The sequence below is a fragment of the Sphingopyxis indica genome (assembly GCF_032879645.1).
Taxonomy (GTDB): domain Bacteria; phylum Pseudomonadota; class Alphaproteobacteria; order Sphingomonadales; family Sphingomonadaceae; genus Sphingopyxis; species Sphingopyxis indica.
In genome coordinates, this window is sequence record NZ_CP076394.1 from 1,324,241 (window position 1) to 1,350,426 (window position 26,186).

Annotated in this window: 29 protein-coding genes and 1 pseudogene; 9 read left to right on the forward strand and 21 right to left on the reverse strand. The window is 62.1% G+C overall.

Annotation, left to right across the window (positions count from 1 at the left end; translation table 11 throughout):
• Positions 1-144 precede the first annotated feature (144 nt).
• The 4 genes from KNJ79_RS06295 to KNJ79_RS06310 form a co-directional block, all read right to left on the reverse strand.
• On the reverse strand, positions 145-1,539 hold the full coding sequence (locus KNJ79_RS06295; RefSeq protein WP_317153249.1) for a L,D-transpeptidase scaffold domain-containing protein: 1,395 nt from the start codon (positions 1,537-1,539) through the stop codon (positions 145-147).
• A gap of 71 nt (positions 1,540-1,610) precedes the next feature.
• A complete protein-coding gene (accC, locus tag KNJ79_RS06300; RefSeq protein WP_317153250.1) occupies positions 1,611-2,972 on the reverse strand; it encodes an acetyl-CoA carboxylase biotin carboxylase subunit in 1,362 nt (453 codons plus the stop codon).
• An 11-nt stretch (positions 2,973-2,983) separates the two neighbouring features.
• The gene (gene accB / locus KNJ79_RS06305) at positions 2,984-3,469 is read right to left on the reverse strand and encodes an acetyl-CoA carboxylase biotin carboxyl carrier protein (RefSeq protein ID WP_089214031.1); all 486 of its coding nucleotides are present in this window, start codon (positions 3,467-3,469) and stop codon (positions 2,984-2,986) included.
• A 66-nt stretch (positions 3,470-3,535) separates the two neighbouring features.
• Positions 3,536-3,976: a type II 3-dehydroquinate dehydratase gene (locus KNJ79_RS06310; RefSeq protein ID WP_089214032.1), complete on the reverse strand. Its 441-nt coding sequence runs from the start codon at positions 3,974-3,976 to the stop codon at positions 3,536-3,538.
• A gap of 78 nt (positions 3,977-4,054) precedes the next feature.
• Here KNJ79_RS06310 and thiS point away from each other — a divergent pair, with 78 nt between their 5' ends.
• Together thiS and KNJ79_RS06320 are read left to right on the forward strand one after the other, a co-directional pair.
• Positions 4,055-4,258 carry a sulfur carrier protein ThiS gene (gene thiS, locus KNJ79_RS06315; RefSeq protein WP_170935380.1) on the forward strand — a complete coding sequence of 68 codons (204 nt, stop codon included), beginning with the start codon at positions 4,055-4,057 and terminating at the stop codon, positions 4,256-4,258.
• A complete protein-coding gene (locus KNJ79_RS06320; protein ID WP_317153251.1) occupies positions 4,255-5,025 on the forward strand; it encodes a thiazole synthase in 771 nt (256 codons plus the stop codon). Before thiS ends, KNJ79_RS06320 begins: the two co-directional genes overlap by 4 nt.
• Before the next feature lie 77 nt (positions 5,026-5,102).
• On the opposite strand, the gene KNJ79_RS06325 is transcribed toward KNJ79_RS06320, so the two are convergent.
• Positions 5,103-6,497 (reverse strand): DUF1254 domain-containing protein, encoded by a 1,395-nt coding sequence (locus tag KNJ79_RS06325; RefSeq protein ID WP_317153252.1) that lies wholly within the window; start codon positions 6,495-6,497, stop codon positions 5,103-5,105.
• Between the two features lie 274 nt (positions 6,498-6,771).
• Here KNJ79_RS06325 and KNJ79_RS06330 point away from each other — a divergent pair, with 274 nt between their 5' ends.
• Positions 6,772-7,509, forward strand: coding sequence for a Crp/Fnr family transcriptional regulator (locus KNJ79_RS06330; protein WP_317153253.1), 738 nt, complete (start codon positions 6,772-6,774; stop codon positions 7,507-7,509).
• Between the two features lie 15 nt (positions 7,510-7,524).
• Here the strand turns inward: KNJ79_RS06330 and KNJ79_RS06335 are convergent, their stop codons facing one another.
• The 4 genes from KNJ79_RS06335 to KNJ79_RS06350 form a co-directional block, all read right to left on the reverse strand.
• Complete coding sequence (locus KNJ79_RS06335; protein WP_317153254.1) at positions 7,525-8,253, reverse strand: hypothetical protein; 729 nt, start codon at positions 8,251-8,253, stop codon at positions 7,525-7,527.
• An 87-nt stretch (positions 8,254-8,340) separates the two neighbouring features.
• Complete coding sequence (locus KNJ79_RS06340; protein ID WP_317153255.1) at positions 8,341-8,781, reverse strand: DUF1330 domain-containing protein; 441 nt, start codon at positions 8,779-8,781, stop codon at positions 8,341-8,343.
• Complete coding sequence (locus KNJ79_RS06345) at positions 8,778-9,329, reverse strand: GNAT family N-acetyltransferase (protein ID WP_317153256.1); 552 nt, start codon at positions 9,327-9,329, stop codon at positions 8,778-8,780. The genes KNJ79_RS06340 and KNJ79_RS06345 overlap by 4 nt, the downstream gene beginning before the upstream one ends.
• Before the next feature lie 159 nt (positions 9,330-9,488).
• Positions 9,489-9,899 carry a glycine zipper 2TM domain-containing protein gene (locus KNJ79_RS06350; RefSeq protein ID WP_317153257.1) on the reverse strand — a complete coding sequence of 137 codons (411 nt, stop codon included), beginning with the start codon at positions 9,897-9,899 and terminating at the stop codon, positions 9,489-9,491.
• A 175-nt stretch (positions 9,900-10,074) separates the two neighbouring features.
• Here KNJ79_RS06350 and KNJ79_RS06355 point away from each other — a divergent pair, with 175 nt between their 5' ends.
• The 5 genes from KNJ79_RS06355 (at position 10,075) to KNJ79_RS06375 (ending at position 13,444) form a co-directional block, all read left to right on the forward strand.
• Positions 10,075-10,296 (forward strand): hypothetical protein, encoded by a 222-nt coding sequence (locus KNJ79_RS06355; protein WP_317153258.1) that lies wholly within the window; start codon positions 10,075-10,077, stop codon positions 10,294-10,296.
• A 25-nt stretch (positions 10,297-10,321) separates the two neighbouring features.
• The gene (locus KNJ79_RS06360; RefSeq protein ID WP_317153259.1) at positions 10,322-10,522 is read left to right on the forward strand and encodes a hypothetical protein; all 201 of its coding nucleotides are present in this window, start codon (positions 10,322-10,324) and stop codon (positions 10,520-10,522) included.
• Positions 10,523-10,904: 382 nt separating this feature from the next.
• Positions 10,905-11,039 (forward strand): hypothetical protein, encoded by a 135-nt coding sequence (locus KNJ79_RS06365; RefSeq protein ID WP_317153260.1) that lies wholly within the window; start codon positions 10,905-10,907, stop codon positions 11,037-11,039.
• Positions 11,040-11,090: 51 nt separating this feature from the next.
• Entirely contained in the window at positions 11,091-11,717 is a 627-nt protein-coding gene (locus KNJ79_RS06370) for a lasso peptide biosynthesis B2 protein (RefSeq protein ID WP_317153261.1), read from the forward strand.
• Positions 11,714-13,444, forward strand: a complete 1,731-nt coding sequence (locus KNJ79_RS06375) for an asparagine synthase C-terminal domain-containing protein (RefSeq protein WP_317153262.1) — start codon at positions 11,714-11,716, stop codon at positions 13,442-13,444. The genes KNJ79_RS06370 and KNJ79_RS06375 overlap by 4 nt, the downstream gene beginning before the upstream one ends.
• Here KNJ79_RS06375 and KNJ79_RS06380 read toward each other — a convergent pair.
• The 12 genes and pseudogenes from KNJ79_RS06380 to KNJ79_RS06430 all read right to left on the reverse strand — a co-directional run bounded on the left by KNJ79_RS06380 (position 13,441) and on the right by KNJ79_RS06430 (position 25,481).
• Entirely contained in the window at positions 13,441-15,627 is a 2,187-nt protein-coding gene (locus KNJ79_RS06380; RefSeq protein ID WP_317153263.1) for a prolyl oligopeptidase family serine peptidase, read from the reverse strand. The genes KNJ79_RS06375 and KNJ79_RS06380 overlap by 4 nt on opposite strands.
• A gap of 2 nt (positions 15,628-15,629) precedes the next feature.
• Positions 15,630-18,167 (reverse strand): TonB-dependent receptor domain-containing protein, encoded by a 2,538-nt coding sequence (locus KNJ79_RS06385; protein ID WP_317153264.1) that lies wholly within the window; start codon positions 18,165-18,167, stop codon positions 15,630-15,632.
• A 320-nt stretch (positions 18,168-18,487) separates the two neighbouring features.
• Positions 18,488-19,492 (reverse strand): FecR family protein, encoded by a 1,005-nt coding sequence (locus KNJ79_RS06390; RefSeq protein ID WP_317153265.1) that lies wholly within the window; start codon positions 19,490-19,492, stop codon positions 18,488-18,490.
• The gene (locus KNJ79_RS06395; protein WP_317153266.1) at positions 19,489-20,058 is read right to left on the reverse strand and encodes an RNA polymerase sigma factor; all 570 of its coding nucleotides are present in this window, start codon (positions 20,056-20,058) and stop codon (positions 19,489-19,491) included. Before KNJ79_RS06395 ends, KNJ79_RS06390 begins: the two co-directional genes overlap by 4 nt.
• 275 nt (positions 20,059-20,333) lie before the next feature.
• Positions 20,334-21,044 (reverse strand): RES family NAD+ phosphorylase, encoded by a 711-nt coding sequence (locus KNJ79_RS06400; protein ID WP_317153267.1) that lies wholly within the window; start codon positions 21,042-21,044, stop codon positions 20,334-20,336.
• Between the two features lie 7 nt (positions 21,045-21,051).
• Positions 21,052-21,456 (reverse strand): MbcA/ParS/Xre antitoxin family protein, encoded by a 405-nt coding sequence (locus KNJ79_RS06405; protein ID WP_317153268.1) that lies wholly within the window; start codon positions 21,454-21,456, stop codon positions 21,052-21,054.
• A gap of 144 nt (positions 21,457-21,600) precedes the next feature.
• Positions 21,601-22,023: a hypothetical protein gene (locus tag KNJ79_RS06410; protein ID WP_317153269.1), complete on the reverse strand. Its 423-nt coding sequence runs from the start codon at positions 22,021-22,023 to the stop codon at positions 21,601-21,603.
• A gap of 27 nt (positions 22,024-22,050) precedes the next feature.
• Positions 22,051-22,191, reverse strand: a pseudogene (locus tag KNJ79_RS22495) (GntR family transcriptional regulator); the annotation flags it as partial.
• 260 nt (positions 22,192-22,451) lie between these two features.
• A complete protein-coding gene (locus KNJ79_RS06415; RefSeq protein WP_317153270.1) occupies positions 22,452-23,207 on the reverse strand; it encodes a helix-turn-helix transcriptional regulator in 756 nt (251 codons plus the stop codon).
• 847 nt (positions 23,208-24,054) lie between these two features.
• Positions 24,055-24,441, reverse strand: a complete 387-nt coding sequence (locus tag KNJ79_RS06420; RefSeq protein WP_317153271.1) for a hypothetical protein — start codon at positions 24,439-24,441, stop codon at positions 24,055-24,057.
• Positions 24,442-24,562: 121 nt separating this feature from the next.
• Positions 24,563-24,898 (reverse strand): hypothetical protein, encoded by a 336-nt coding sequence (locus KNJ79_RS06425; RefSeq protein WP_317153272.1) that lies wholly within the window; start codon positions 24,896-24,898, stop codon positions 24,563-24,565.
• 70 nt (positions 24,899-24,968) lie between these two features.
• Positions 24,969-25,481, reverse strand: a complete 513-nt coding sequence (locus KNJ79_RS06430) for a helix-turn-helix transcriptional regulator (RefSeq protein ID WP_317153273.1) — start codon at positions 25,479-25,481, stop codon at positions 24,969-24,971.
• 420 nt (positions 25,482-25,901) lie between these two features.
• Between KNJ79_RS06430 and KNJ79_RS06435 the strand changes: the two genes are divergently transcribed.
• On the forward strand, positions 25,902-26,174 hold the full coding sequence (locus KNJ79_RS06435; protein ID WP_317153274.1) for a helix-turn-helix domain-containing protein: 273 nt from the start codon (positions 25,902-25,904) through the stop codon (positions 26,172-26,174).
• Positions 26,175-26,186: the final 12 nt, after the last annotated feature.

The following is a 26,186-nucleotide window of genomic DNA, read 5'->3' on the forward strand; positions in this document are numbered from 1 at the left end:
CCCATCTTCGTCATTCCCGCGAACGCGGGAATCCAGTGTGGGTTAGCCGACGCACGCTCTGGATTCCCGCTTTCGCGGGAATGACGACGTTGTGTGAGGCAGAATGTCGTCTATCGACCGCAATCGGTCGATGCGCTCCTCGCCTCAGTAGATTCCCGACATCCCCGGAGCCTCTGCGCTCGGCGTCTTCGGCGTCGGCTGGCGCGCCGCGGTCGTCGTCGTCGGCACGACCGGCGGCGGCGTGGGCGAGATGAGCACCGCGGTCGGACGGCCCCTTTCGGCAAAGCTGGCGACGACCGGTGCATCGCGGCCGTATAGGTCGGCGAGTTTCTTCACGCCGCCCTTGTCGTCGGGAACCATGGTCCAATAGGCGACATAGACCGGGAAGGGCTGTTCGAATTCGAAGCGGGTGGTCTTGCCGCTCGCGACGACTTCGCCGAACTCCTCGGGCGTCGCGCCCGCGAACATCACCGCCATCAGGCCGGAGAAATGGAGCGCCTTTTCGGTGCGGATGCAGCCGTGGCTGAAGGCGCGCTTCTCGGCGTTGAACGCGCCCTTCGACGGCGTGTCGTGCAGATAGATGGCGTGCGGGTTGAGCATTTCGAGCTTCATCACGCCGAGCGCGTTGCCGGGACCGGGCTGCTGAACGACCGACAGCGTCTTGCCGCTGCCGCTCCACGTATAGCCCTGACGCCGCGCCGAGGCGGGATTGTGCGCGATCGTCGCGCCGATGCCCTCGGCGATGATGCTGCGCGGCAGGGTCCAGGTCGGGTTGAGGATCACGCCGGTCGCCATAGGGTTGAGCTGCGGCGTCGGGGTCGAGGGCTTGCCGACGACTGCCTTGTGCGTCGCGATGACCGTGCCGTTCCGCACGACGCGGGTCAGATATTCGGGAACGTTGGTGACGACATAGCCGTCGCCGAGGTCACGCGGCATCCAGCGCCAGCGCTCCATGTTGACGCGAATGATATTCTCGTCCGCAGGCGTTTTCGCGGTGGCGAGCGCCGCCTTGAGCAGCGCGAAATTCGGATGGACCGGGTCGAGGCCGGCGAGCGTCATCGCGACGTCGTTCGCGGTCAGCGCATAATCGAGCAACGGGATCAGCGGCGTGCTGTCGGAATCGGTGTCGTCCATGAACCATTGCTTGCGCGCCGCATTGGGCGTGCGTCCGTCGCGCAGATGCGTCGCGAGCAGCAGGAAGGCGTCGGTCGCCGCCTTGTCGAGTTCGACCTGATTGCCGCTCGCGATCGCCGCCTGCAGGCCTTGGGGGTTGTAGTCCTGCGGGAAAAGGCCTTCCTCGCCGACATGCTGAATGAAGGTCAGCAGCGCGCGGGCATTATCCTCGCTCCAGCTCGGCAGATTGGCTTCGGCCAGCGTTTCGACGACCGGCGCATCGTCGGCGACCTTGTCGGGCTGGAGGACGACCGAATCCTCTTTGACGTCCGTAGGCGCGGTCTGCGCAAATGAGGGGGCGCCCGCAAGCGCGAGCGGAAGGAGGAGCGCCGCTGCGGGCGCGAAACGGGGGGAGATTAGGGCCATGATCTTGCCATAGCCGAGTTCCGAGGGGTTTGGAAGGCGGCGGAACGCCGCCGAAGCGTTAGGAAAGCCGCCTATTCCTTTGCTTCGGCATCCTGCTTTGCGAGCCATTCCTCGAGCCATTTGATCGTGTAGTTGCCGTCGATCACGTCGGGATCGGCGAGCAAGGCCTGGTGGAGCGGGATGTTGGTCTTTACGCCCCCGACGACCATTTCCTCGAGCGCACGGCGCATGCGCATCATGCAGCTTTCGCGCGTGCGGCCATAGACGATCAGCTTGCCGATCATGCTGTCGTAATAGGGCGGGATCGAATAGCCCGCGTAAAGCCCGCTATCGACGCGGACGTGCATACCGCCCGCGGGGTGATAGGCGGTGACCTTGCCCGGCGAAGGCATGAAGCTGCGCGGGTCTTCGGCATTGATCCGGCATTCGATGGCATGACCGCGGAATTCGAGGTCTTCCTGCGCGACCGACAACCCGCGCCCATCGGCGATGCGGATCTGTTCGCGCACGAGGTCGAAGCCGGTGATCATCTCGGTCACCGGATGCTCGACCTGGATGCGGGTGTTCATCTCGATGAAGAAGAATTCGCCATTTTCCCACAGGAACTCGATCGTCCCCGCGCCGCGATAGCCCATCTTCGCCATCGCATCGGCGCAGATGCCGCCCATGCGCGCGCGTTCCTCGGCCGAGATGACGGGCGAGGGGGCTTCCTCGAGCACCTTCTGGTGGCGGCGCTGCAGCGAGCAGTCGCGCTCGCCGAGGTGGATGGCATTGCCGTTACCGTCGCCGAACACCTGAAATTCGATATGGCGCGGGTTGCCGAGATATTTCTCCATATAGACGGTCGAATCGCCGAAAGCCGCGGCCGCTTCGCTCGCCGCCTGACCCATCAGGCTTTCGAGGCTCGCCGCGTCGGGCACGACCTTCATGCCGCGGCCGCCGCCGCCCGACGCCGCCTTGATGAGCACCGGATAGCCGATCTCTTCGGCAAGTCTTTTCGTCTCCGCGCCAAAGGTGACCGCGCCCGGCGAGCCCGGAACCACGGGCAGGCCGAGTTCGACCGCGGTGCGCTTTGCCTCGACCTTGTCGCCCATGGTACGGATATGCTCGGGCTTGGGGCCGACGAAAACGATGTCGTGCGCCTCGATAATCTCGGCGAAGCGCGCATTTTCCGAAAGGAAACCGTAGCCGGGATGGATCGCGTCGGCGCCGGTCACTTCGGCAGCCGAAATGATCGCGGGGATGTTGAGATAGCTGTCCTTCGCCGCCGGCGGACCGATGCACACGGCCTCGTCGGCAAGGCGGACGTGCATCGCGTCGGCGTCGGCGGTCGAGTGGACCGCGACCGTCTTGATGCCCATTTCATGCGCCGCGCGATGGATGCGCAGCGCGATCTCGCCGCGGTTGGCGATCAGGAGCTTTTCAATGGTCATCGGACTCGCCCTCAGTCGATGGTGAACAGCGGCTGGTCATATTCGACCGGCTGGCTGTTCTCGACATGCAGGGCCTTGAGCGTGCCCGATTTGGGCGCGGTGATCGGGTTCATCACCTTCATCGCCTCGATGATCAGGATCGTGTCGCCTTCCTTCACCGCGGCGCCGGCGCTCGCGAAATTGGGCGCGCCGGGTTCGGGGGCGAGATAGACGGTGCCGACCATCGGCGACTTGACGGCATCGGGAAAGGCCTCGGCCGCGGGCGCCGCTGCGGCGGGGGCAGCAGGAGCAGCAGCGGCGGGCGGCGCGGCGGCCGGAAGCGCCGGGGCAACGGCGATCGGCGCGGGCGCAGCGGCGGTCAGCGCCCGCGCGACGCGCACCTTGCGCTCGCCGTCTTCGACCTCGATTTCGGAGAGCCCGGTATCGTCGAGCAGTTCCGCAAGCGCGCGGACGAAGGCCGGATCGATGTTGATACCCTGCTCTTTATGGTCACCCATGTGATAATTCCTGCTGTTGCGGCGCCTTGGTGGCGCTCGACCCCTGTTTTCGATCGCGCCCTCTTGTCAGAGTCGCGCGGCGGCGTCCAGCGCCAGCATATAGCTGCCCGCGCCATGCCCCGCAAAATGTGCCGCCGCCGCCATACCGACATAACTGACATGCCGAAAGGGTTCGCGTGTCATCGGGTCCGAAAGATGCACCTCGATCACCGGCACCTTGATCGACTTGATCGCGTCGTGAAGCGCGATCGACGTGTGCGTATAGCCGCCGGCATTGAGCAGCACCGCCTTCGCGCCCGCGAAATGCGCTTCGTGCAGCCAGTCGATCAGCACGCCCTCGTGGTTCGACTGGCGGCAGTCGACGCGGAGGCCGAGGCCGGCCGCCTTTTCCGCGAGGCGCGCATGAATCTCGTCCAGCGTATCGTGGCCGTAAATTTCCGGCTCGCGGGTGCCGAGGAGATTGAGGTTGGGGCCGGAGAGGACGAAGACGACGGGAAGTTCGGGCAATGTCCGGGCTTTCGGTTGCTAGGTGGCGCACTCCCCCTATATGGGCTGCTCGGCAAAAGGCAAAGAAGGGCGCAGGCGGTGATCGCGATCATCCTCAACGGCGAACCGAGACAGGTGCGCGAAGGCAGCATCGCCGACCTCGTCGCGTCGCTCGGGCTCGACGTGAAGAAGGTCGCGGTCGAGTGCAACCGCGCGATCGTGCCGCGCTCGACACTGGCCGACGTCGCGCTCGCCGAGGGCGACGCGCTCGAGATCGTTCATTTCGTAGGAGGCGGTTGTTGACCGACCAATGGAGCGTTGCCGGGCGGAGCTTTTCGTCGCGGCTGATCGTAGGCACCGGCAAATATAAGGATTTCGAGCAGAATGCGGCGGCGGTCGCGGCGTCGGGCGCGGAGATCGTCACGGTCGCGGTGCGCCGCGTCAATGTGTCGGACCCGGGTGCGCCGATGCTGACCGACTATATCGATCCCAGGAAGGTCACATACCTGCCCAACACCGCCGGCTGCTTCAACGCCGACGATGCGATCCGCACGCTGCGGCTGGCGCGCGAAGCGGGGGGCTGGGACCTGGTGAAGCTCGAAGTGCTCGGCGAGGCGAAGACGCTCTACCCGAATATGCGCGAAACGCTGACCGCGACCGAGACGCTGGCCAAGGAGGGTTTCCTGCCGATGGTCTATTGCGTCGACGACCCGATCGCCGCGAAGCAGCTCGAGGATGCGGGGGCGGTGGCGATCATGCCGCTGGGCGCGCCGATCGGATCGGGGCTCGGTATCCAGAACCGCGTAACGATCCGCCTGATCGTCGAGGGCGCTTCGGTTCCCGTTCTCGTCGATGCGGGGGTCGGCACCGCGAGCGACGCGGCAGTGGCTATGGAACTCGGCTGCGACGGCGTGCTGATGAATACCGCCATCGCCGAGGCGAAAGACCCCGTCCGCATGGCGCGGGCGATGAAGCAGGCGGTTGAGGCCGGACGCGACGCCTATCTCGCGGGGCGTATGGGCCAGCGGCGCTATGCCGATCCGTCGAGCCCGCTGGCAGGACTTATCTGACAGAAGGCCCAGGGAATATGGCGTTACGCCGTTGCAGCGAAGACGGCCTCCGGTGAAGGAGGCCGTCGCCTTATATGTCAGGGCGCTTTCCGGATCGCCGGCGGCGTCCAGCGGCCGTCGAGCGCTTCGCGTCGGGGCAGGTAGAGCCGCAGGTTCATCGTGAACGGCCCGGTGGGGGCGGGCAGCCAGTTCGCTTCCTTGCCGGCCCCCGGCGAATCATGCTGGATATAGAGGTCGAGCGAACCATCGGCGTTGAAGTTCAGCTCGTCGCGGTCGCCGATCGCGAAGCGGCCCAGTGGATTGGCGGCGAAAAATTGGTCGGCGCCATACATGGTAAGCGACCAGAAGGCATCGGCCGGCGGAATCTGCTCCTTGTCGAAATGCAGCACATAGCGCGAGGCGCCGTTGAGCGGTTTGCCGTCGGCGTCGAACGGCGCCATCGGATAGATGGCTTCCTCCGGCGGCAGGGCGCCGAGGCCCGCATAGGCGATGAAGGCGCGCCGCAGATAGTCATTGCCATAGACGCCAAGCGCGTTGCCGAGCGCAACCCAGCCATTGGCGGTCAGCCGCACGCGCGTCCGGTTGTCGACGATCCGGCGATAGGCGTCGGCGGCGGCGCGCGACAGGCCGCGCTGCACCGCGGGATCGACCGCAGCGAGGTCGAAGCTCTTGCCGGGAACCAGCCCGACGCGCTCCATGCGCAGCAGGATCGCATAGTCGGTCGCGTGCGGCGGGTTGCGCTTCAGCGTTTCGGCAAAGAGCGAATAGAAGGCGGCGGGGCTCATTTGCGCGAGCTGCTCGACGGGCGGGGTCGCCATGTCGATCGAGGGATCGGGCTCCAGGGACGCTTTGCCGGCTGGCTGCTGTTGGCCCCACGACGACAGCGGCGCCGCGGCGTAGCCCGCCTGAAGTCCGTGGACATGGTCATAGTCGGGCGCGCCGTTGGTCTGGATGCGGCCGATGATCCAGCCATTGCCGGTCGGACTGCGCACCATCCGCATCCCGGCGGGCAGTTCGCCCTGCCAATGCGGCCCGACGACCGCAAAGCTGCCGCCCTCGTTGCCCGTCGTGCGCGTGCCGAGCGTCGCGAACACCTCGGTCCACATGTCCATGATCGGCACGACATGATAGCGTCCGGCGGTGTTCGGCATGGTGATGACCAGCGGCTCCTTGCCGACATCGAACCAGAGCGTCGAATAGAGCGTATCGGCGTTCGGTCGCACGACCTCCTTGAAGCCGGCATCGGGATAGGTCCGCATATGCGCGAAATGGTTCATCGGCGCGCGCGGGCGCCCCGGCGAACCCGCGTTGGTGAGAACGCGGCGCGACACCTCCATCAGCACCATCGGATAAGCGTAGGTGTAGGCGTCGAGCCCGATCGCATAGGCTTCGTCCTCGCTCACCGGTGCCGCCTGCGCGGGCGCCGACAGCAAGCCGGCGGCGAGCGCCAGCAGGGCCAGAAACTTCGTCATTCTTCCCGTCTCCCTTCGTGTTGGCGTTCGCGGTAGCGCCCACGGCGGCGCCCGTCTGTCGCCGCGCCGACAATCGCTTGGGATTTTTCGGGGCAGCGATTTAGAGCATACTCAACTTTGAGTAAGGCGCTTGCAAAGGTTCGTGTGTCCCCGCGAAGGCGGGGACCCATCTCCGACCGGTTCAAGATTGGGCTGTCGGGAGATGGGCTCCCGCCTTCGCGGGAGCACACGGCTTATTCAGTCAAAGAGGATCTAGGTTGCGGGAGGGGCAGCGATGACCACGGAAGCGAAGATGGTGGGCGGCAAAGGAGGCTGGAACGGCGATGCCCGCCTTGCCGCGCTGCGTCTTTGCCCGCCCTTCGCCGATTGGGATGAGGGCGCGCTGGCAAGGCTCGCCGCGATCGCGCGCGTCGAGCATCATGCCCGCGGTGCCGAAATCTTCGCGCGTGATCCCGAACGGCGCGAGGCGTTCGTGATCGCCGCCGGCGAAATCGAGATCAGCCGCGTTTCGGCTTCGGGGCGCAAATATGTGCTGAGTGTCAGCGGCGCGCACAGTGTGCTGGCGCTGGTCCGGCTGCTCGACCGGCAGCCGATCCACTTCACCTACCGCGCCTATAGCGACACGACGCTGCTGCACCTGCCCGCAGCACGCCTGATCGCGATCCTCGACGCCCAGCCGATGCTGTGGCGCAGTATCGCGCTGTTCATGTGCGCGCGGCAGGGGGACAGTCTGCGCCTGCTCAACGATCAGCAATTGGGGTCGCTCGAACAGCGGATGGCCGCGACGATCGTCGACCTTGCGCGCATTCACGGCATCGAGGGGAAGGAAGGAACCGAGGTCGGCCTGCGGCTGCCGCAGGAGCAACTCGGCGCGATGCTCGGCATTACGCGTCAGAGCGTCAACAAGCTGCTGCGCGGCTTCGAGGAGGCGGGGCTGATCGCGACCGACTATAATCGCCTGACGATCCGCGATCACGCAGCATTGGACCGGATCGCCGCCTCGCGCGATTGACTTTGCCGGCGTCGATCAGCGCCCGCCCGAAGCGACCAGATCGACGTCGGTCATGCCGCCGTCGCGGCGCGCGAAGACGACATAGGCGAAATCGCCATTGGTCCCGCCGAGGATATGGTCCTCGCCGTCGACGCGGTGGTCGGTGTCATAGCCCGCGCGGATCGCGAGCGTGTTATAATAATCGAGCACGCCCTGCAGCGAAGCTGCGGTCTGGAAGTTGACGACGCGCAGATTGCACTTGCTGTCCTTGACGCCGGCAGCCTCGCGCACCGTCGCGCGCGGATAGACGCTGAACGCGGCGGGCAGCCGGTCGGCCCAGCCGCGATCGTAGCTGAGCGGACTTTCGCATTTGATCTTCGATTGCTGTGCGGCGAGCGCGCCGATGGTCTTGGGCTCGTTCGCGCCGCCTGCGAAGGGAAGGGCGTTCGGCGCCTTGACCAGCTTGCCTGCCTTCATCGCCGCGGCCGCTTCGGCCGCCGCGGCGGCGCGGCCCGCCGGGATCGCCGGAACCCCGCCGTCGATCAGGCGGTTCCCTGGAGTGATCGCATTGCGGTTCGACTGGCCCGCGAGCTTGGGGTCGACCATGATCCTGTCCTGAAGCGCGTCCCTGATGGCCGGGTCGGCGTCGACGAGTCCCTCGTCGAGCGGCGACAGCTCGGCCTGCTCGGGTTTGTCGCGGCAGCCGGCGAGCCCCGCCGTCGCCATCAGCACGCCCGCAACGAGCCATTTTCCGCGCACCATCATCGCTAACACTCCCTTAATCCATCCCCGACCTGTGCCGGATGCTGGTAAAGAAGATGTGAGCAAAAGTCCTTAACCGGTAAGGCTTTGTTAGCCGAATATTGTCTCGGTGCGAGACAGGTCGGGATCGCAGCGGATGAGGCGCGAGGTTTCGACCGCAGCCTGACGGTGGACGACCGCCTGCCGGTAAACGGGATCGGTGACCATCTCCATGAAGGCGCCGCTGTTCGGATATTCGGCGATGAAAACCGCATCCCAATGCTCATCGCCGGGGCCGATCACCATCGCCTCCATCGTTCCGCGCCAGACGATGCGGCCGCCGACGCGCTGAAATACCGGGCCGCTGTCCTTGCCATAATGGGCATAGGCGTCGGCCCCGGTGAGCGGCTGTCCCGCGAGCGGATGATCGGCGGGGTAGTCGGCCTTCGCCTTGAAGCGGACGAGGTTGAGCATGTGGATCTTCGTATCGCGCGGCAGCGCCTTGAACGCATCGAACTGGGCGCGTTCGGGGTCGACAAAGCGGTCGGTCATGGTTGGAACTCCCTGCGTTTGATCCGCCACTGGTCGGCGCTCTGGATCCAGGCGTCGACCGGGGCATCCTGAAACGGGGCGGGAAGGCGCGTCGGGCCGCTGTTCGTCGCGCCGAGCCGCCGCGCGAGCGCCTGCGATCGGCTGTTGCCGGGGTCGATGCAGTGCATCAGCTGCGGCCATTTCAGAAACTCGACCGCGAAATCGCACGCGGCGATCGCGCCCTCGAAGGCGTAGCCGCGCCCGGCGAATTTGGCGCGAACGCCATAGCCGACCTCGGGACCGGGCCAATCGGCGGGCTCCCACGGGCCGAGCCGCCCGACCCACTCGCCGCTATCGCGTTCGATCACCGAAAACATCGAGAAGCCCCGGATATGCCATGCGCCGGCGAGCGCGCACCATAGGCGCCACGCCTGCGAGCGAGCGCACGGACCGCCGAGATATTTCATCGTTTCCGCCTCGGCGCACATTTCGGCAAAGGCGTCGAAATCCTCGGTTGCGGGCGGTCGCAGGATCAGCCGCTCGGTGACGAGAAGGGGGCCGTTGAGCATCGCTGTTCCTTTCGGCGGCGGACGGGCGATGCTTCTGGAGCATGGGGGCGGCGAGGGCAAGGGGCCGCATAAGACGAGGGCGCCGACCGATGGCCGGCGCCCTCTCCATCACGTAGTGCGGGCGGAGGGGTCTCGGACCCGCACCCGTAACGGTGCTCTCTAACGGCACCTATATTTGTCGCGGTCGATCTCGCGGCCGAGCAGCGCGCCCGCGCCGGCGCCGATGATCGTGCCGAGCAGCTTGTCGCCGTCTCCGGCGATTTCGTGCCCCGCGAGGCCGCCGACGGCGCCGCCGATCAACAGGCCGGTCGTGCCATTGTCCTTCTTGCAGTAATAACGGCCGTTCTTGCCGCGCCAGATGCGCGTGTTGGGGCCGACGCGCTCGTCGCGCGACGCATAATAGCGGCGGTCGTGCTTCTTGTGATAAAATTGGTTCGCCTGCTCCGGCTGGTGGAGACCATAGGCCTGTGCCGGGGTTTCGACCGACACGCCCGCGAAAGCGGGAGCGGTCGCTGCGATGCCGATGGCGGCAACCGCACCCGTCAGGCTCTTGGTAATCAAACGCATCATTCGTCCTTTCCTGGTTCGGCGCCTCCCCGCCGGTCGGCTTTGGGCGCTTCGCATGGAGAACGGGCAGGGGTCGGATTGCGTTGCATGAACGTCAGGCAACACGACGACTTGAGGGCTGACGCCGACGAAATGAATGCCGCTTGCGGGGCGGCGGGAGGCGTGCGACACTGCCTTCATGCTGAACATCGTATCGATCTTCATCGGACTGATCGCGCTGATCCTGGCGATACCCGCCTTCATTCCGCTGCTCGGCTGGGCGAACTGGATCATCATCCCGATCGCGATCGTCGGCCTCGCGCTCGGCGCGATGTCGAGCAGCAACGCCGGGCGCAACCTCAACATCGCAGTGATCGTCGTCGGGGTGGTTCGTCTGATGCTCGGGGGCGGGTTGATCTGACCGCTCACTAGCCGCCGGCCCGCTGGTGATAGAGACGCGCTTTTGCCACCTCGGCAGCGTGCTCTATCCGGGCGTCGTCGCGAGCGCGATGACTTTCTCGCTTAATTTTGGCGTTATTCGTATGGTCAGGCCGCGGCAGACGGCGTTGTTGAGCCTGCTGGTGACTGTCGTCGCAATGGGCCTTTCAACAGTACGCGCCCCGCAGCGAGTTCGCTGTCTGAAATGAAGGCGCGCAGCCCGCGGTTTTGCTGCGATGGATCCGGATTTGGGTCCAGTTCACGTTGCGTCTCTTCGGGGTTGGCGAAATAGGTTGTGTGCGCTGATCTGTGCCAGCGTGTGACCGGGTTCCGGCACGTATGTCCAAGCGTTTCGCTAAAGGTTCCGGTCTTAGTATCCGACGCTAAGGTCCTCGCTCGGTCACTCTTTTTTGAGATCAGGGCAATTGTTTATATTTAAAAAAATTGCCGTTTTTATCTTAAAAATCTCACATCTTAAATTCGAAATTATAAAGTGTTTATAATTCAATTATAAAATTGATTGTATATTTTGCAGAATATATTTCTGGCTTTGCGACTTATATTCGTCGCGATAGTTGGAAAGGAAGAATCATGAAAGACCATGCAGATTGCATCATCGACCTCGGTGACGCACGCGTCGAGACCCGCGGCGCGTCAGACGACGGCCCACTGGATGTGCAGACGTTCCAGCGCTATCCGAACGGCGGCATCCAGGCCGACGACTGATGCGAAAGGCGTGCGGTGCCGATTGCACCGCACGCCAGAACGCGTTCACTTATGTCCAAGCTCCGCCTTCGACACGATCTGTTACATTGCGCCATTGGCGCGGACGCGGTTTGTCTCGACCTCAGCCAAAACCGCTATTTTCTCTTTGCGCGGGAAGGAGCTGCAGCCCTGCGCGCCGCAGCTGACGGCAGTGCCAACGAAACTCAGCTCGAATGGCTTGCGCAAAAAGGCTTCATCGAGGTCGGAGAAATTGAAAATTCCAAGGCTGCCGCGGCGATTCCAGTCGAAAGTGTGTATGATGATCGCTTTCCGCGCGTCAGCGCTGCGCTCGTCCTTGAATCATTATTCTGGCATTCGCGCGCCCGGCGATGGCTTGCGACGCAATCGCTTGGGGCCCTCCTTTCGCCAAATGGCCTCCCATATGGTGACGTCGAGCGCTATCGTGAAATTGCAGCCAGCTTTGCGCGCGCATCGCGCTATCGTGATACCACCGATCAATGTCTCGCACGAGGTCTTGCGATGCGGGCGATGTTGGCTCGTCGCAACCTCGGCTGCAATCTCGTCGTGGGTGTCACGCTTCCCTTTGCAGCGCACTGCTGGATTCAGGTGGACGGCCTCGTCATCAGCGATCCTCTCGACCTCGTGCTCAATTACCGTCCCCTTCATTCAGTGCGATGAGGCTCTCGTTCCATCTTGAGATCCTGATTGGCGATCGAAAGCGGCGTGAAACTGCTGCCGGCACGGTCGGGTTCGCCGAGGGACGAGCACGGCTGTCGAGCGCCGCTCCGCGGGTCGATCTAAGTCAGAGCGGATGCATTGTCGGTCCACTGTTCAAACGAGAGCCGTTATCGCCTCGCGTGACCGAATTGGACCGATACGAGCAGCGGGATATCGTTCGATCTGGGGGAGCCGCGCTGTTATCCCGCTATTGGGGGGGGTATGTCGCGCTGCTCGAAAAAGACGACGCTTCGATCACTGTACTGCGCGACCCGTCGGGAATGATGCCTTGTTATTTCCGTCGCGGGTCAGAGGGGGTGACGCTCGCCAGCGACATGACTGCGCTAGCCGAGCCGGGCAGCGAAGAGGTCGACTATGGTTCCCTTGCGTGCATGTTCGCAGGAATCGACATGCTTGGGCGCCGGACCGGAATTTCCAATGTCGAAGAATTACTGCCGGGGGAGCAACTGACCGTCTCTGACGCCGGCATTCGGGTCGAGCAGATGTGGACGCCCTGGAACCATGTCGAGCCGCGCAAGGGGCTCGACTTTGAATCGGCCACACATGCCCTGAGAGACGCGCTACGGCAGTGCATCGGTGCTTGGTCGACTTGTTTCGACAATATTCTTGTCGGCGTGTCTGGGGGACTCGACAGTTCGATCGTGGTCGCCGCCTTGGGATCGCGCTCGCCAGATGTTCGCTGCCTGACCATGGTCGAGCCAGGAACCGATGGCGACGAGCGGCGCTACGCCTGCGCTCTGGTTGAGCAACTGGGTCAGCGGCTCGACGCGTCCAACTACGATCTCGGCTCGGTGGATATTAATCGAGCCGTTTTGCCGCATCTTCCCCTGCCCATTGCAGGGCACTACTTTCCCGCCATCGCCTCCGAGCACAAGCGTATCAGTTCAAATTGGCCTATCGGAGCCTATTTCGCGGGGAATGGCGGTGACAATGTGTTTTGCGCGATGCGCAGCGCCGCTCCGCTCGCGGATCGCTTTCTCGCCGGCGGAATGCCTCCTGGTCTTTTCGCCACCGCGCGAGATATTGCCGATCTTACCGGCACAGGGCTGGCGGAAGTCGTTCGTCACGGTGTCGCCCGTGTCCGTCGCTGGCGTGAGGGGCACCGACCGCGTCGCGACCTGAGGGGCCTCGGTCCATCAGGTCGGGCCGCAGTCCTGTCGAGCACCGATCAACATCCCTGGCTATCGGCGCCAGCGGGAAGCCTTCCGGGCAAGGCATCGCATGTCGCGATGCTCGCACGGGCTTACCGGAGCATCGAGCTCTATCCCCGGGACGTTGCCCCGCCGCAAATCTCCCCTCTGCTTTCACAGCCGATCGTCGAGCTCTGCCTGTCTATTCCCACTTGGTATTGGGTTCGCGGGGGACGCGATCGCGCCGTGGCACGTGAAGCAGTAAGAGATAGCCTCCCAACTCTGATCGTGGAGCGGCGCACTAAGGGGGGACCGACTGGTTTCGTTCGCCGCATATTCGAGGCCCAGCGCGACGACGCGATTGCTATGCTCAGCCGAGGGAAGCTCGTGGCAGCGGGTCTGCTCGATCCCGATTGGCTTGGAAGCGCCGCTACGAATAGCTGGCACAGCGATGGCGGCGATCTGCGGCTTCTCAGCTTTGCTGCCGCCGAATCCTGGGTGCGGTGGTGGGAGGATGGTAGCGATACACGCCGCTAATCTTTTAAACGCCATGCTGAATTTCCGCAGCGTTGTGGCGCCGCTTCACGCATCTTGTCCCAATTGAGGTAGCGGCTCGCAACAGGGGATTTGGGATTGCGCTTGCCGAGCAGCCAATAATCGAACCAGGCGACATTCTCTTGCATCGCCATGATCCGGTTCGACGGGATATGGAAAATATGCGTCTCGTCGCTGGCTGCGGTTGCGCCCGGATAGAGCGTGATTTGCGCCGGGACATGCGCTCGGCGCAGTGCTGCGTAGAGATCCACCGCGCCGGTGTAAGGCGTCGCCATCTGGAGCAACATCGCCCCGCACACCTGATCCGCGCGCAGCGAAGGCGCCAACCGTTGGTAATTGGGAAGCGCTCCCGCATCGGTTGGCGGGCCCCCAAAAACGGTGTCATAGGATCCCGGAAGATCGGGGTAGAATGCGGGCTCAAGATAGCCACCGTCGCCGCTCGATGCCGCCCGGAACATCTTGGATTGAGTCATGGTCACATTCACGCTTTGCGACCCGCGGCTGTAGCCGGCGATGCCGACACGCGCGGGGTCGACGGCGCCGGTCTCGATGAGGTCTTCGACCGCCGCCTCAAAGCTTGCGACCTCGTTGAGCCAGATGAGATCCTGGATGGTCCGGGGCGGTATGTCACGGGTTTCGTTGACCCACGCCTCATACGCAGCGTCAATAGCAGTCGTCTGATGCGACCTCGGTGTATTGACGAGCAGAACGACGTAGCCGTGCTCGGCAAAAAGCTGTGCCGGATATTCCCATTGGTTTTCACGGTTCGCGAAGCGATCGTCGGCGTCGCCGGCATGGGTAATGACGATGGCCGGATATCGGTGCCCATTCTTGTAGCCACGTGGCCATATGATGTAGCCGTCCGCCTTGTACCCGTGCCGATTGACCCAAGTTCGGGGCTCCACCGCCAGCGGCGCGATCTGCTCATGCGCGGACGAAACAGATGCCACCCGATTAACTTGGCCGTTGTCGACGTTGATCCGCACGACCTCCGGCGGGCTCGTCTGGCTCTGCGCGATGCATGCCCCCTTGTCGAGCGCGGCAGTGAAGTCGCAATTCGTGAGGCTGAACTTCCCTCCGATCGTCCAGATACGTCTGCCCTCTACAACCGCTAAGCCGAAGCGCGGCTCAGCTATTGTTCGATAACCCGCTATTGCCCGAGCCCCGTTGGCTGAAAGAAAGCCGCCAGTCGCGCGCGCATCTCCGACGGCAAAGGGAAAGCGTCCGTAGCTGTGAAGCTTCCCATTTGATTGGGTTTCGACGAGATCGCGGGTTTCGCCGAATCCCTTTGACGACAGCACTCCACCGCGAGGGCCTGGCAACCGCCAATAGGCAGGTCGCACCGCGTCGTTTACGACGCGCATCCTTTCGTGAGTCTTCGACCAGCCGAGTGTCACCCGCTTCGGCTGTCCATCCCCATCAGTCTCCATCACGTTGAAGCGGACTTCGTCGGCTTTCCACTGCACGAAGCTGTGCCCGAAAAATGTCAATCGATCGCTTCGTGGCCGCTTCGCTATCAGAATGTCCTGGCCATCAGGACGGCGTAGAAAGATTGATGCCGTTGCCTGTCCCCACGCGCGCCGACGCCCGCGCTCGATCGTGACGGCATCGTCATAGCGTATCGCGCTACGGAATGGGGCACCGTCGAGAACTACATACCAGAGCCATCGGCCATCGGGAGACCAGCTGTATGCTCGTACGCCGGTGGCAAGCGGCCCGTGGCCGTAGCCCGGATACACAGCACCTTCCGCATCGCCGAACACAGCCGTCGGCGGGTGTACGACTAGCGGTGTCGCCATCCCGCTTCCGGAAATCCGATAGAGCTGTACGCCCTCTCCCATGTCGACCCGCGCGCTCCAGTCGTCCGTACCGGGGATGCGCGCGAGCTGATCGATCCAGCCGGCATTTAAGATATCGCGGGTATCGCCGGTACGAAGATTGATGTGGCGCAGCTGCGCGGTTGTACGATCACTATTCGGGTCGGCGATCCGCGCGACATAGAGCACGCTTCGTCCGTCTGCCGATAGCGCGAGCGCACGAACCTCTGGCACTGTCAGCTGATCGATGAGCGTCCAGCGGTGGCCATCCTCGTCGGCCGCAACTGATGTAATAGACGGCGCCAGCGCAAGGAAGAGCGCGCCGCTACGAAGGCATGGACCTAGCATGCTTACCATTCCTGCCGAACGGTGAGACCGAGAAAACGGCCTGCCGGTGAATAGTTGGTCGTGTCGAAGGGGGTGTCGGTCGATCTTGCTGTGGCGATAGCTGTCGGCTTGGCATCAAACACATTTAGGGCGGCGATCGATAGCTCGGTCTTGGAACTGACCTTGATGCGCGCGGTGACATCGAGCGTCGTGTATGGCGGAATGCGGGCAGTCGGGTCCCGGCGGTCGTCTTCAAGCGCGCTCATATGATTGAGGAACCCAGAGAGCGTGAAGTGATGGGCTTCATAAGACAGTCCACCGCGGGCGCGAAACTTCGCTGGGTGGAAAATGGTACCGGCGAGATCCGTCCAGGGGAGACCGGAAATCAACTGCTGGCGGCTCTCGAGGAAACTTCCCGCAGCAGAGAGGGTCAAGCGTTCCGAAGGCCCGAGTGCAACCCGATAACGGGCCGACAGATCAATCCCCGAATAACGCTGGCGGGCGATATTGCGCTCACGTCCGTCGATCAGGGCAATGACATTGGCGGGATCATAGGTCTCCCCCGTCCTGTTCTCGAGGCCAAACAGCGAGCCTTCGATGAGCGTCGCCAGTTCGGCCGCAGCTGGATTTTGTGCGACCAGGCCGGCGTAGAGGGGGTTGTCGAGAATGCCGACGAACGAGGAGATGGGGGGCGCGACGCGGTCTCTGTAGTCAATGCGATACCACGCCGCCGTGAGTTTGAACCCGTCTACGGGAGTGAGCTGTGCGCTCAGGGTCCAGTTCTCGGAGCGTTCTGGACCGATCCGACTATCCGGACCTGTCGCGACGATGACATTTGCCATCGGCGGGTAGCCCGCCCCGTAGCTCGACGCCCGAGCCAGGACTGTCGAATAGCCTCCATATTGCTGATAGAGCGTGGGCATCTTGAAGGACCGGCCCCAAGAGACCGCAAGCCTCAAAGAGCTTACGGGTTCCCACGTCATGCCGAGTTTCGGCGTTACGATACTTCGAACGTCGGAATAATCTTCGAAACGCAGCGCTCCCGAAACCGACAATCGATGGAAGCCGGCAATATCCTGCTCTGGCGAGGTGAGGGGGGCAAATACTTCGGCATAAGCAAAGATATTGTCGCGCCGTCGATCGACCACATTCACGGGCAGGATCGCTCGGAAATCATTGCGCCGGGCGCCGGCACCGAAAGCGACCGCCACCTCGCCCGCTGCGAGCCTGAAAAGCGGGCCCTGAAAGCCACCTTCAATCGCGAGGTTTCGGTTGAAGAAATGCTTGTCGATATGCGAGAGCAGATCACCGCCTGAGAAGAGTTCAGCATAGCCACCTGTCTGGTCGGTGCCGAAGAAGCCGCTGGCTTTGAACTGCCAATTGCGGCCGAGATCGGCCGACAGACTTGGTGCAATCCCAACGCTCTCTGAGGTGCTCACATTGTCCAGCCCGAAGACGTCCGGAGCGAGCATCTGGTCGTAACCGAGGGTCTGATGAACGCGGCCCTTCTTGTATAAAAGGTCTGCTGCGAGTGTAATGTCGGGGCCGATTGCTTGGTGTCCGCTCACCAGCAACGAATGCCGGGAGGTCTTTGGAAAGAGCGTAGACCCCGGATTCATGGAGCCGGCGTAGCTTCTCTCCCCGGCGTCGATCGCCGACGAGTGACTATAATCATAGGCAGCGAGCACGCCACCTGATGTCCAGGAGCGGCCGCCAAGCAGACCATATTGCTGCTGGACGTTTCCGCCATCGGTAGAGGCACCAACGCGGGCCTTGGCTTCCAGTCCGTGATAATCGCGCTTCAGCCGAATGTTGACGACGCCGGCGACGGCATCAGCGCCATAGATGGCCGAGGCACCGTCGGCGACGATCTCGATCCGGTCGACGGCCGCCACCGGAATGGAGCTGACGTCGATCACCGACGAGATGCCGGTGTAGGCGAAGCGGTTGCCGTTGAGCAGGGTCAGCGTGGCGTTGGGACCAATGCCGCGCAGGTTGAATGTCGACGCGCCGTTGACATTGGCATTCTCGGCTGCCGCGCCCTGACCATTGCCAATGCCGGGATTCTGGCCGCCCCCAAAATTCTGGGGCACGCTGCGCGCGACTTCCCCCAGGTCGGATTGTCCGCCGTTGCGAATATCCTCATTCGTGACGACCGTGACCGGCGCTGCGGGAGGGGCGCCGGCGATACGCGTGCCTGTAACCACGATGGCGCCTTCGGATTCACTGGCGTCTGTCACCGCCGTTCGCCGCTTGATGATCACGGCGCTGTCTCGGAACTCGGCCCGAAGCCCGCTTCCTGCCAAAAGTGCTTCAATCGCATTGCGCGCGGTGAAACGGCCTTCCAGCGACGGGGCTGGCCTCCCGTTAACATCATCGGCCGCTGCGTAAAGCTCCCAACCGGCACGGGCGGCGACTGAGCGGAGCGCATCGCCGAGATCTTGCTCGCGAATGTCTATGTCGTATGCAGATTCCGGTTGTTGCGCAGCGGCAGCCGGCACAGCGTAGATTGCAGTGCCAGTAATCAGCGCCGACAGGATGTGGATGGTTGAACTGGTCATGGAGCCTCCCCTTTGCCCGCGCCTTTCGCGGGTCGTTCAGGAAGGTTCGACGTCGGCTAGAGGACGCCCTTAGTCGGACCGCGATTTTTTCACAGCATCGGAAAGGGCGTCATTGGAGCGCAAGGCGCGCCCTTCGGGACGCAAGGCAAGTTGTGTGGGCACGCGGCTACAGTCCAGGGTATCGAAAAGGCTCAAGCCGCTTTCGCGGCCAGACCTCGACAAGTGGCGTAGAGTTTACGTCGATCTTTGGCCGGGCAATGAAGACAGTTTTGCCGCTGCAACGCGGCGGCCCGTGTGGGCATCATCGAGGCAATGGGAATTCATCGTTTATGCAAATGCAGGCCCTCGGCATCTTTTGTGATTGCGAGGTCGAGAAGCGCAGCGATCTGCCGAGCGAACACTTCGGTCTTGCTGATCTTGAAGCGGCCTGTAACCTCGACGCGGGCAAGAGCCGGAGTGTCGAGAACAATCGGACGCTCGGCGTATCGGTTGGCCTCTCGGATGAGATATCCGAGCGAAATCTCCCTATGATTCGCCCATCCGCTTGGCCATTCGCGAACATTTTGATCGGGCGCCCTTTCAAGATGGACGGCATTTTCGCCGAGGTCGTAAGTGAGAGCATGCGAGGGTTGTAAATGTATTGGCTCTTTTCCGGGCCCCGCATCGGGGGTGATCCCAACAACTTTGGCATTTCCACGCCAGAGCGCGATCGTGCCGGTTCCCGGCGCCGCGACGGCCATATCGAATTCAGCGGTTCGAGACCGCAGGGTGACTCCATTCGCTTCGGCGACAAAAGGACGGGTGTCGGCCGATATTGAAAGGCGGGCTCGGCCCCGCGTGAGCCGGACACGCCGTTCCGCGACGCCGAGCGTGACTTCAAGGCGACTTTCGGTATCCAGGATTGCGATCGAACCGTCTGCGAGTTGAAATCGCCGTATCTCGCCGCGCCGTGTCATGAGTGCTTCTGCCGCGATGGCTCTTGACGATCCTGAAGCAAGCGGAACGGGCAACGTCGCTCCGAGCGCCCCAAAGGCAATCAGCAGCAACCCGGCGATCGCGGCCAACGCACCCCAGGATAGCCACCGTCCCGCCCTCGCTTGAGATCGCCGCTCGGCATGAGCGGACCCAAATCGCGAAGAGCGTTTCAGGATCGCTGACTGAGCGAGACGGCGCTCTATGCGATTAAAGGCATCGCGGTGCTCGGGGGCACTTTCCAGCCATTCCTGAAAATCCGCGCGCAATCCAGCCGCGTTCTCGCCGCGCATCTTAACAAGCCACGCCCGCGCGATTTCGTCGACAGAATAGTCACCGTCGCTATCGTTCATCGATCCTGGTCCACAGCTGCCGCGATTTTGGCGAGGGCTTTCATCATATGGTATTCGACCGTCGCAATGCTGATGCCTAAGGTCTGATGAATCTCCCGATAGCTCATTTCATCCACCCGGTGCATGAGGAATACCCGGCGGGTCTTCTCTGGCATTGCTTTGACGGCATCCTCATACTGCTGGAGCAGGTCGGCAGCTTCCATGTTCCATTCCTGCTGAGGTGGCGACGGGATATCCTGTTCTTCGTCAAGCGGAACCAAAGACATGTTTCGCCGGGCCAAGTGCCGAGCGCGGTCAATGAGCAGGTTGGTGGCAATGCGTTGCAGGAATCCTGCGGGATTGTTCAGGCGGTGTCGCTGCTGGCTGCCGGCAGCGCGGACAAATATATCCTGCACAATGTCGTACGCCTCCTCGATGCCGGCCTTGCGGCGAACAAAGCGAAGCAGGGCAGGGCGGTGCGATCGAAATAGGGAATCGAGATCGCCGCTTGCCTTCGGAGACGCTACGCCTTCCTCTCGCGCGTCGGCGCTCTCACTGTCGCAGCCCGACAGGTGGTCGGCCTGCATGTCGGCACTTTGCCCAAACTCTGCTGAAGACACGTCGATTCCATGAGCACTGCAAATGGCCCGGCGTCGCCGAGATCATTCGTCTTCCAGTGCTGTGCCGCTGCTCGACTATGCGAGCGGTCGTCTTGCGCGGCCGACGGACCTATGGACCGTCGTTCATGATGCCTGGCAGTCTGATTGCGCGTGTTGCCATCGCGCTGGCTCGATCATGCCAGCTTGGATCAAGGTCCACAAGTTTGGGAAATTCCATCGGCCGCCAGCAGTTGACTTTGCCGCTAAACTTCCAGGCGAAATACCTGGCCTGACCCATCGAGAGTGAGCTCGTGGATCATATCAACGCGTGCGCCATCCCAATGGTAGCGGAAGTGACGGCCTTGCAAGGGCTTTTCGACAACGTCAGGCCAGAAGGCAGCAAGGCACTCGCCGCCGGGATTGCGGACAGAAGGATAGACCACACCATCCTCACCCGCATCACGTCGCTGGCGTGCAAAGGCTTGCGACGGCGCATAGTCATCAGGCGCCAGAAGGGCATCGAAACCACCCGTCCGGATATCCACCAGCTCGGCGTTCACGATCCCGACCAACTCGCGCATATCCGAAATCCAGCCAGGCTCGTCCCGCGTATCGAGCAGGCGCCGCGCTTGATGGTGCGTGACTTCGGCAATCGCGGTTTTGAAATTATTCGCGGCATAATAGGCGCCGAAATATCCATCATGGAAGCGGCCCGGTCGATCAGGGGAGCAATGGGTGAAGGGCGCCATTACGTAGCTCGCTCCAGGGCCAGCGACGCGTCGTTCGACCGGCACCAGGTCGAGGTTGCCAATTGTCTCCGCGAGCCGCGGATTGGTTTTCGCCTCGGCCGCGGCGAGCAGTTCCCAATCTTCGGGGTCGGCAAGATCTTCGAACAGATCAATGGGGGGATATTTGCTTTCGATCAGGCGGACAGCCGACGGCCATTCGACAGGAGACAGCTTCGCATGGGGCATTCGCGGATCACCAAGCCCCGCGATAGCTGTCGAGATAGCGCCGCACGCGCATCAGATCGGTGAGTTGCCCGCCCAGCATGACCTCGAGCGCCGAGCGATCGCCGAAGGCATGATTGGGAGCCTTGATCCAGCGATATCCGCGTTGGACCTCCGTGTAGAGAAGTCGTAAAGCCTTGTGTATGCCGACAAGATTGGACAGGCGAGCGGCTAGATCGACATTCCAACGGCCATATTCACCCTGCTTCCAGCGCTGATAGGTGCGCACAGCGATATCGCCGAGAAGAACTGCAGCCTGTGCGTCCGTAATTTCCCAATGATCAAACAGCCGGATCACTGCCCGCTGCATGGCCTGCACTTCTGCATCCGAAAAGTTCGGCGCGGGCGGCGGCGCGGCCGCCTTGATCGCTATCATCTCCACACAAGCCTCCTACGACTATTGGCGGATATATGATCAATTTACGCCAATTGTCAATCAGGCCGGGTTTAGTATGTTTGCCGCGCGACGTTGGCGCTGCGCGAATTTCAGGGTGGGCGCGGGGCCCGCGGCAGGTGCGGACTATTTAGACGCCGAAAGAAGCCGTGCATATAAACTGGCCTTTTCGATACGCCGCGCATGATGTCGGACAAGGAGGCTTGGAACGTCCTCGGCGCCTTCCATTGCCGCTTCAATTTCGTCCAGCTCGGCTTCTGTGCCGCTCAATATTGATGCGTCGAGACGACGGGCGAGGCAAAGCCGATCATTGAGCCTTGCGATGGCCGTGAGCAGTTCGTCATTTTGCGATGCGCGCGCGGTCGCTAGCCACAAGTTCGCGAGACGATGGGGATACTCTTGCACCCCGCTCTTGATAACCGGTTGGTCTCGCCGTCCGGTAGTGAGACTGCCAAGCAACAGGATGAGGTTTAGCCCGAGCATATCGCGCAGCTCTGCTTCGGTCACAAGGTGCGCCCGGAAACCCTCTCCATGCGCAAAATCGACCATCTGTTCCCCGGCCAGCCGGTGAAGACTGTCCCGGACGGGAGTTATGCTTACGTTGTGATCATACGCCAGCTTCGTCGCCTCAAGGCGCACTCCAGGCGGGAGGTCGCCGGACTGGAGTCGCTGCTTGATGGCCTGATACGTGGGCTCGATTACATGGGAAGGACTCATCTAACTTGGCCTTCCTTGCGGCGCGATATCAATCCGCTGCGCAGCGAAGGGAGGCGGTGCCGTGTCATAGCCTCATGCCACGAGCAGCCCGGATCTGGGGTGGGCCGCTCAAAATGTGCCAGCGCCATAGGGAGAATCTGGCGTTACAGAGGCAATGACATCCGCTCATCGAATATCTCTCGCGGCGGCGTTCAGGACCACTGGCTTCATTCGGTCCGTCATGGCTTTTCGTCTCGGGGAAGGCCTGCGCAGATAGTACATCAGAGCGGTTTCTCGCTTGGCCACCAATCGCAGATGTCGGAAAAGCCGATCAGACCGTCGAACAACGCGCACAGGATCAGCATTTGCCTGCAGGGTACATTGTAGCGTTCGCGTGCCATCTTGAGGTGCTGAGCGGCCGTAAACTTGGCAATTCCGAGGATCACGGCAATCTCGCTAGCGGTCTTGCCCCTCGCCCACCAAAGAACACATTCGCGTTGACGGTCACTTAGGACGGGATCTGGGGGAGCGCCTGATCCACCGGCGATACGGCGCGCTGACGCGATGGCTAACGTACCGGCCAAATCCGCGAAAAGGAGTAGGTTGCGTGTCAGCGGCACGCCGACCGGCGCGACGAACGAACAGCAGCCGCTTGCCTCGCCAGGAAGATGCCGAGAAATGGAGTAGCCGTCATCGACACCGATCTCCCGCCCTGTCGCCAGCAGCTGGCGTTCACTGCGAGTCAAGGGAATGAGATTCTCGAGATCCCGCCAGTGAAATCCCGTGACGGATCGCTCGCCCGCTCGCCCGATCAGGTCACGAAGGACAAGGCTTTCGCAAACGTCAGTCCACGCCGCTGGGAGATTGTGAATAAACAACGTTGTCTGCCGGTGGCGGCAGCGCTTGTCATACGAAAGCACGAAATGGCGAAAGCCCAAGCGCTTTGATGTGTAAGTCATCATTGAATGCAGGGCGCCGCGATCCGCGACTTCAGAAAAGCCACGTGCAAGGTCGTCGGCCAGATGCAGGTGTTTCACAATCGTGGATGGATGCGGCGCAGTACCGACAGGCGCCAATTGCAACACTGCTCCAAGGTCGTCGCTCTCGAATCCTCTGTCGGAACGAACGATAGTTGGACTGGTGCACGATGAGCTTATGGAGCGCATTGGCGACCTCGTCGCTTCTGGAACAGCGCTACGTCATCGGCCGTTATGTATTATCCATCTTTCATTGTGAGATAAACCCGAACGTAGAAGAGAAAGACCCAGATTGTGATCAATCGGCGTGAACTCTTATCTCCTGCAATCTCCTGAGTTCCTGTCCCAACGATCGAAAAATTCGGCGCGGGCAAGAAAATGTCGGGTCAAGTTGTTCATAACAGGCAGCGGCAGTGTGACATGTTTACGTCGCCCGTCAGCAGGATCGGCCGTGCGAACGGCATAGCCCGCTTCGCAGAGGCGATCGACAAGACGTAAAGCGCTTGTCATCGGAAGACCGGATCCGAAGCAAAGCGAGCTGATCGGTAGCGAGCGTCGTTCGCACTGATGTATGAACAGATCGATCAGCATGTCCCACGCAGGCTCGCGAAACAGCGGATTCGACCCGAGCATCTCGCGACGCAACGAGCGCCAAGCGTAAGTTGCCCGGGCGTATCTAAGCGCTATCTGCTCAGCGTCCCTGTCGAGCGTGCGGGCCGCGGCGGGCAAACTTTTGGCTATTGCGACATTCACAGCGGATTGCCGCCTGCGACAAGGTGTGGACAGGGCCTCTGTTGATCGTGGTGCGTCGCGCAAGGGCGCGCGATGTCGTTCAATCGCTGTTGCGAGACGCCTGCTCCTGCGAACCGTTGATCGCTCGCTGCAATGGCCGCAGCGCGGTATTCGGCTACGCCGATTGCGACAGCGGCTTTCGCCACGATATGAACCATGAGCGGTCGCGACCGCTGTGCTCCAGACGCCTTCGGTGCCGCCAGGTTCCGATCACGAGAATAGGAGGAACCAGCCATGATGGCGTCACCTGCATGGTCAGGTAGGCGGCGGGATCGAGCTGCAAATCGAGTATGCGGCTCGTGTGGGCTAACAGCGGGAGAATATGAACCGCGGCGGCCAAAAGTGGCCAGAACCGATAGGCGACCAGCGCGAGTACGGTTGTAGCGATCGCCCCCCACACGTCGATTGCCAAATGCCCGGCGTCGAGGGTGGCAAACTGCGGTGGAAACCAGTGGTGGAGCGCAAGATCCGCGCCGACCATCGTCGCCGAAATGCCCGCCATATATCGTTCCGGTCCGCCGCCGCGCCAGGCGGCGTAAGCAAACGCTGCCACTAGGCTGATAAGAAACAATTCTTTCCGCACTGTGTAGACCTCTCACAAGGACGACCCCCGACGCAGCGCTTTAGCTACCTGCCGACGCGGGGGGCGTCGTCAGACGACCCGTTTTCTTCGGGCAATCATGAAGGTCATAGCCCGCCACTTCGGCGCCCATTTCGGCGACGTCTCCGTGGATGCGCATTATATCGGCGCTCACGCCGACAAGAGCGAGCTGGGCTTTCGCCAGTCGATGTATCGTCGCCTGCCCCTTGATTGGAGGAACGTCGCTCATCTCGCGCCGCGCCACGACGAGACTTGCGAACAGGGAGGAAAGAGCGACGAGTGCATCGTCAACTCGGATTTCTGCCCCGGGCACGTCCCGTTCGAGGCGAGCGGCAATCATGTTGGTAGAATCGACCATGTGAACTCCTCAATGCCGGTGACGCCAGGCGTAGCTCCGGTTCAGAAGGTTACCCCATTTCAGGTCGGGATCAGCCTGAGTTCAGCTGCGAAAGCGCCTGTCCGATACCTAGGCCTGCAAGAACCAGAATGACGATCGCCAACAGGATTGATACGATGAGCGTCACCCGGGTTTCTGCCTGAAGATCGGGTCTCCAGAAATCCCGAGACGGCGATTCCCCTAGGTGCGCGTCGGTCGGCAGGGTGCCATCTTTCTTCGCATCCTTGGCAGGATCGCCATCCGAGAACTGAGATGGCACAGAGACCGGCGATGGGGCCAGCACCGCTGGGTCGTATACCACTCGGTCGTATGTTTGCTTGAGCCGTGTGTAGGTGATGGCTGCCTCATTCCTGTCGGCGGTCCCAAGAACTCGGCGCGCTGCCGTTATCCGTTGATCGACGGTGTCCTTCGAGATCCCGAGGATGCGGCTGATCTGTTTTGACGTTTTGCGCTCGAGCAAGAGCTCGAGACAATCGCGCTGCTTTTGCGTCAGCCGAGACCATAGAATCTCGTCTTGAGGAGATGACGACCCCGAATCATCCATGTTTACAATAATGTCAAAGCAGGCGCGACGAGGCAATCAGTCACGATTCACGGCGCCGTGAGAGCTCTCTGCGGATGAGCGCGCGCAAGATAAGGACTACTGAATATCAGAAGGTCAAAAGTAGATTCCGAGTGTGATGTCGTGAGGGCTCTCATCGGTGGGCATCCCTCGTCGATGGTATGGAATTTCAGTGCGATCGCGTTTCCAATTGTATTGCGTCAATTATAATCAGGGGACGAAGCCAATGCATGAAGGCCGAGCGCGCGATCAGCGGCGCAAACCCGTTTTACATGGATCGAAGCCGTTGTGGCGGCTTCGCGAATCTCCGCGCCCTGGCAGGGTGGACCTAACCTTTCATCGCGAGCCCTTCATGAGACACGTGCGGAGAGGCCTGAGTCGCTTCGGCTGGGAGGTCATCAAATGACCGAGAGTGAGGAAATTGCGCGCGCGCGCTGTCTGCGGAGAGGCAGCCCTTTTCTCAGCAACGACGAAGCCGCGGCGTTTCTCGGGCTTGGGCCCCGCACGCTTCAGGAACTGCGCGCGCGGGGCAAGGGACCAGCGTCTCGCAGGCATGCCCGGTTCGTGCGCTATCATATAGACGATCTGGTTCGTTGGTCGCGAACCACGATATTCGTAGAATCGCTTCGCGAAAAGCAGCCCGAAATGCTGTGGCTCCGGCGGCTGAAATGGTGAAGTTGAAGCGCA

Bases quoted from the DNA above. Each gene is read 5' to 3' on its own strand.
- KNJ79_RS06295 (WP_317153249.1), bottom strand. From the start codon at position 1,539: ATGGCCCTAATCTCCCCCCGTTTCGCGCCCGCAGCGGCGCTCCTCCTT.
- accC (WP_317153250.1), bottom strand. From the start codon at position 2,972: ATGACCATTGAAAAGCTCCTGATCGCCAACCGCGGCGAGATCGCGCTG.
- accB (WP_089214031.1), bottom strand. From the start codon at position 3,469: ATGGGTGACCATAAAGAGCAGGGTATCAACATCGATCCGGCCTTCGTC.
- KNJ79_RS06325 (WP_317153252.1), bottom strand. From the start codon at position 6,497: ATGACGAAGTTTCTGGCCCTGCTGGCGCTCGCCGCCGGCTTGCTGTCG.
- KNJ79_RS06330 (WP_317153253.1), top strand. From the start codon at position 6,772: ATGACCACGGAAGCGAAGATGGTGGGCGGCAAAGGAGGCTGGAACGGC.
- KNJ79_RS06335 (WP_317153254.1), bottom strand. From the start codon at position 8,253: ATGATGGTGCGCGGAAAATGGCTCGTTGCGGGCGTGCTGATGGCGACG.
- KNJ79_RS06340 (WP_317153255.1), bottom strand. From the start codon at position 8,781: ATGACCGACCGCTTTGTCGACCCCGAACGCGCCCAGTTCGATGCGTTC.
- KNJ79_RS06345 (WP_317153256.1), bottom strand. From the start codon at position 9,329: ATGCTCAACGGCCCCCTTCTCGTCACCGAGCGGCTGATCCTGCGACCG.
- KNJ79_RS06350 (WP_317153257.1), bottom strand. From the start codon at position 9,899: ATGATGCGTTTGATTACCAAGAGCCTGACGGGTGCGGTTGCCGCCATC.
- KNJ79_RS06355 (WP_317153258.1), top strand. From the start codon at position 10,075: ATGCTGAACATCGTATCGATCTTCATCGGACTGATCGCGCTGATCCTG.
- KNJ79_RS06365 (WP_317153260.1), top strand. From the start codon at position 10,905: ATGAAAGACCATGCAGATTGCATCATCGACCTCGGTGACGCACGCGTC.
- KNJ79_RS06370 (WP_317153261.1), top strand. From the start codon at position 11,091: ATGTCCAAGCTCCGCCTTCGACACGATCTGTTACATTGCGCCATTGGC.
- KNJ79_RS06375 (WP_317153262.1), top strand. From the start codon at position 11,714: ATGAGGCTCTCGTTCCATCTTGAGATCCTGATTGGCGATCGAAAGCGG.
- KNJ79_RS06380 (WP_317153263.1), bottom strand. From the start codon at position 15,627: ATGCTAGGTCCATGCCTTCGTAGCGGCGCGCTCTTCCTTGCGCTGGCG.
- KNJ79_RS06385 (WP_317153264.1), bottom strand. From the start codon at position 18,167: ATGACCAGTTCAACCATCCACATCCTGTCGGCGCTGATTACTGGCACT.
- KNJ79_RS06390 (WP_317153265.1), bottom strand. From the start codon at position 19,492: ATGAACGATAGCGACGGTGACTATTCTGTCGACGAAATCGCGCGGGCG.
- KNJ79_RS06395 (WP_317153266.1), bottom strand. From the start codon at position 20,058: ATGCAGGCCGACCACCTGTCGGGCTGCGACAGTGAGAGCGCCGACGCG.
- KNJ79_RS06400 (WP_317153267.1), bottom strand. From the start codon at position 21,044: ATGCCCCATGCGAAGCTGTCTCCTGTCGAATGGCCGTCGGCTGTCCGC.
- KNJ79_RS06405 (WP_317153268.1), bottom strand. From the start codon at position 21,456: ATGATAGCGATCAAGGCGGCCGCGCCGCCGCCCGCGCCGAACTTTTCG.
- KNJ79_RS06410 (WP_317153269.1), bottom strand. From the start codon at position 22,023: ATGGTCGATTTTGCGCATGGAGAGGGTTTCCGGGCGCACCTTGTGACC.
- KNJ79_RS06420 (WP_317153271.1), bottom strand. From the start codon at position 24,441: ATGGCGGGCATTTCGGCGACGATGGTCGGCGCGGATCTTGCGCTCCAC.
- KNJ79_RS06425 (WP_317153272.1), bottom strand. From the start codon at position 24,898: ATGGTCGATTCTACCAACATGATTGCCGCTCGCCTCGAACGGGACGTG.
- KNJ79_RS06430 (WP_317153273.1), bottom strand. From the start codon at position 25,481: ATGGATGATTCGGGGTCGTCATCTCCTCAAGACGAGATTCTATGGTCT.
- KNJ79_RS06435 (WP_317153274.1), top strand. From the start codon at position 25,902: ATGACCGAGAGTGAGGAAATTGCGCGCGCGCGCTGTCTGCGGAGAGGC.